The sequence below is a fragment of the Acidovorax sp. IB03 genome, from assembly GCF_016406015.1.
Taxonomy (GTDB): domain Bacteria; phylum Pseudomonadota; class Gammaproteobacteria; order Burkholderiales; family Burkholderiaceae_C; genus Acidovorax; species Acidovorax temperans.
Window position 1 is genome coordinate 1 of record NZ_JAEFCH010000079.1, and the last position, 2,059, is coordinate 2,059.

Consider the following 2,059-nt stretch of genomic DNA (forward strand, 5'->3'; position numbering starts at 1 on the left):
CGAAGCGCTGGAATGAATGTAGGCCTGCATAAAGAGGAATATGAGAGGACTAACGTTTGACATGAGGGGTGACCGACCGGCGCAGGCGGTTGGGCATCCCCTCGATGGAAGGGTTATGCGTCACTGCAGGATGCGACGCATGAACTCAAATGCTTCGAGGCTGTAGTAGCGCTCAAGGACCTTGTCCATTTGCTTCTCCGGCAGGGATCGTAGCCATGTCTTCGTATCAGGTAGGCCAGAGTCCAGTAGACGGTGCAATTCAGTGACCTCACTCTTGCGAAGCATTGCTTTTGGTCTGCCTACAAAGGTTTTGTTCTCGCAGATTGGGCAGACACGATGGACGTGCATAAACGACGTTCCTTGATCCACAAAGAACGTCTTCTCCTTCATGTACTCTTGGCGAAGATGCATGAACGTCAGATTGCCGCACTTCTCGCACTTCAACTGACCCGTGAAGCCAATGAATACGGTTCCAGTCTCAGTTTGAATCATGCTACGTACCCCGAGCCAACAGTGCCTTCGCCTCTTCCTTCGCCAGGGGTTCGAAGTTGGGGCAGATCGGACACTTAAAGGCGTAATGCTGTTTGAGCTTGAAGGTCCAGATTCCTGGAAATCCCCAGCCGTCTCCGTCGTAGGCCAAGAAGTACTGAACTTGATTGTTGCAGCGCGGGCAGGCCTGTGGCTTCTTCTTCACGTTCCCCGGAACCGGCTTCCAGTCCCAGTTGTGTCGATCGACATAGACGCTCATTGAATGGTCCTTCCGACTGGGCTTTGAATTTTGGTGGAGCGGCAGACTGGTGGCATTGGCGACGCCTAACGCCTGAGTTCAGCCGCCGCCGCAGGCGGTCGGTTGCGACGAGATGTTAGGCATTTCATTTATTATCTCTGCGAATTGCAACTCGCGCGTAAGATTTTTAAAAACTATTTCGTTTAGTTTATTAAAATTTTCTCTTTCTTTTGTTGATTTTGATCCTTGTGCAAGAGAAAGCCAAAGAATAAATAGTCTCTCGATTAATTTCCTAGATTCTTGAGAAATTGACAGCAATTCCATATTTACTGGATAGCCATACTTGTCACTGGCCTCATCATCACCGGCCCATAGTATGTCACCACCCCAATCGAGGAAATATCTTAACTTCATGGATTAATCCCTAACGGCCAAGGTAAGCGGCCCGCAGAATGCGGGTCCGCTTGACCGCAGAGTTAGACCCGAAGGCCAAAAGGAAGCGCCCGGACTTGGACAAGGGCGCAGCCCACGAAAAAGCGCTGGGCCAGGGAAGTGGCGCAGCGCTGCAAGAATGATAGCTGGTGGCGCTTGCTGCACAAGTGCTGGAGGCCAAAAAGGCAGATAAGCCTTTTGAACAGGGCCGAGTGCTGGAATAAGTGGCTGCGCGCATGAAGCGGGTGATGGGACTAACGTATGAGTTCAGCCGCCGTCGAAGGCGGTCGGCTGGAACGACGGGTTAGCCAAATTGCCAGCTAACTGCGAAATGGAAACGCCCGAGGCGGACGGATGGCGAACGTAAACAAAACGGGTGTCGTTTCTGTAGCCCAATTGATGTAATGCCCGCTTCGCAGGGCAACCAAATACGACAATACGCTCGTACTGACCAGTCCTTATGTCATGGTCCAACCACTTTGAACATGCTGAAACTGCGGCGGATACAGGCCTCTTGTCCCTTGGCGCAGCAGTTTCTTTTGACTCCTTCTTCCCGGGAAAGCACTGCACTACGTTGGCTATGTCGAAAGATTCTCGATTTAGTTCAATGATTTCAAGTGCCGACTTGATTTTCATTGCCGCAGACCGAGGGTTGCTGCTCGAAATTGGTTTTCCGTTTGTCCATTCGTCTACGCCAGGGGACTGAAAAACAAGAAGCGTGCTGCTGCCATTATTTTCAAGCGGTATTGGCTGGGCTCGGATACGTCGATCTGCGATGGAGAGGTGTTTAGCGTCGCCATACGGACAGCTATTGCAGTGATCAATGTAACTGGACGGCATGACGGCTAACGAACGAAAGTAAGCCGCCCGCCGAAGGCGGGTCGGCTTGACTGCACAGTT

General features: G+C 51.6%; 5 protein-coding genes. All 5 read right to left on the reverse strand.

Going from position 1 to position 2,059, the window contains the following annotated elements; translation table 11 throughout:
- Nucleotides 1-120: 120 nt before the first annotated feature.
- Nucleotides 121-492 (reverse strand): hypothetical protein, encoded by a 372-nt coding sequence (locus tag IHV84_RS20090; protein ID WP_198848153.1) that lies wholly within the window; start codon nt 490-492, stop codon nt 121-123.
- A gap of 1 nt (nt 493) precedes the next feature.
- On the reverse strand, nt 494-748 hold the full coding sequence (locus IHV84_RS20095) for a hypothetical protein (RefSeq protein ID WP_198848154.1): 255 nt from the start codon (nt 746-748) through the stop codon (nt 494-496).
- 78 nt (nt 749-826) lie between these two features.
- A complete protein-coding gene (locus IHV84_RS20100) occupies nt 827-1,141 on the reverse strand; it encodes a hypothetical protein (RefSeq protein WP_198848155.1) in 315 nt (104 codons plus the stop codon).
- Nucleotides 1,142-1,151: 10 nt separating this feature from the next.
- Nucleotides 1,152-1,397: a DUF1010 domain-containing protein gene (locus tag IHV84_RS20105; protein WP_198848156.1), complete on the reverse strand. Its 246-nt coding sequence runs from the start codon at nt 1,395-1,397 to the stop codon at nt 1,152-1,154.
- A gap of 29 nt (nt 1,398-1,426) precedes the next feature.
- Nucleotides 1,427-2,059, reverse strand: a 633-nt coding sequence (locus tag IHV84_RS20110) for a uracil-DNA glycosylase family protein (protein WP_233100155.1), incomplete at its 5' end; no start/stop codon positions are given.

Bases quoted from the DNA above. Each gene is read 5' to 3' on its own strand.
- IHV84_RS20090 (WP_198848153.1), bottom strand. From the start codon at position 492: ATGATTCAAACTGAGACTGGAACCGTATTCATTGGCTTCACGGGTCAG.
- IHV84_RS20095 (WP_198848154.1), bottom strand. From the start codon at position 748: ATGAGCGTCTATGTCGATCGACACAACTGGGACTGGAAGCCGGTTCCG.
- IHV84_RS20100 (WP_198848155.1), bottom strand. From the start codon at position 1,141: ATGAAGTTAAGATATTTCCTCGATTGGGGTGGTGACATACTATGGGCC.
- IHV84_RS20105 (WP_198848156.1), bottom strand. From the start codon at position 1,397: ATGCGCGCAGCCACTTATTCCAGCACTCGGCCCTGTTCAAAAGGCTTA.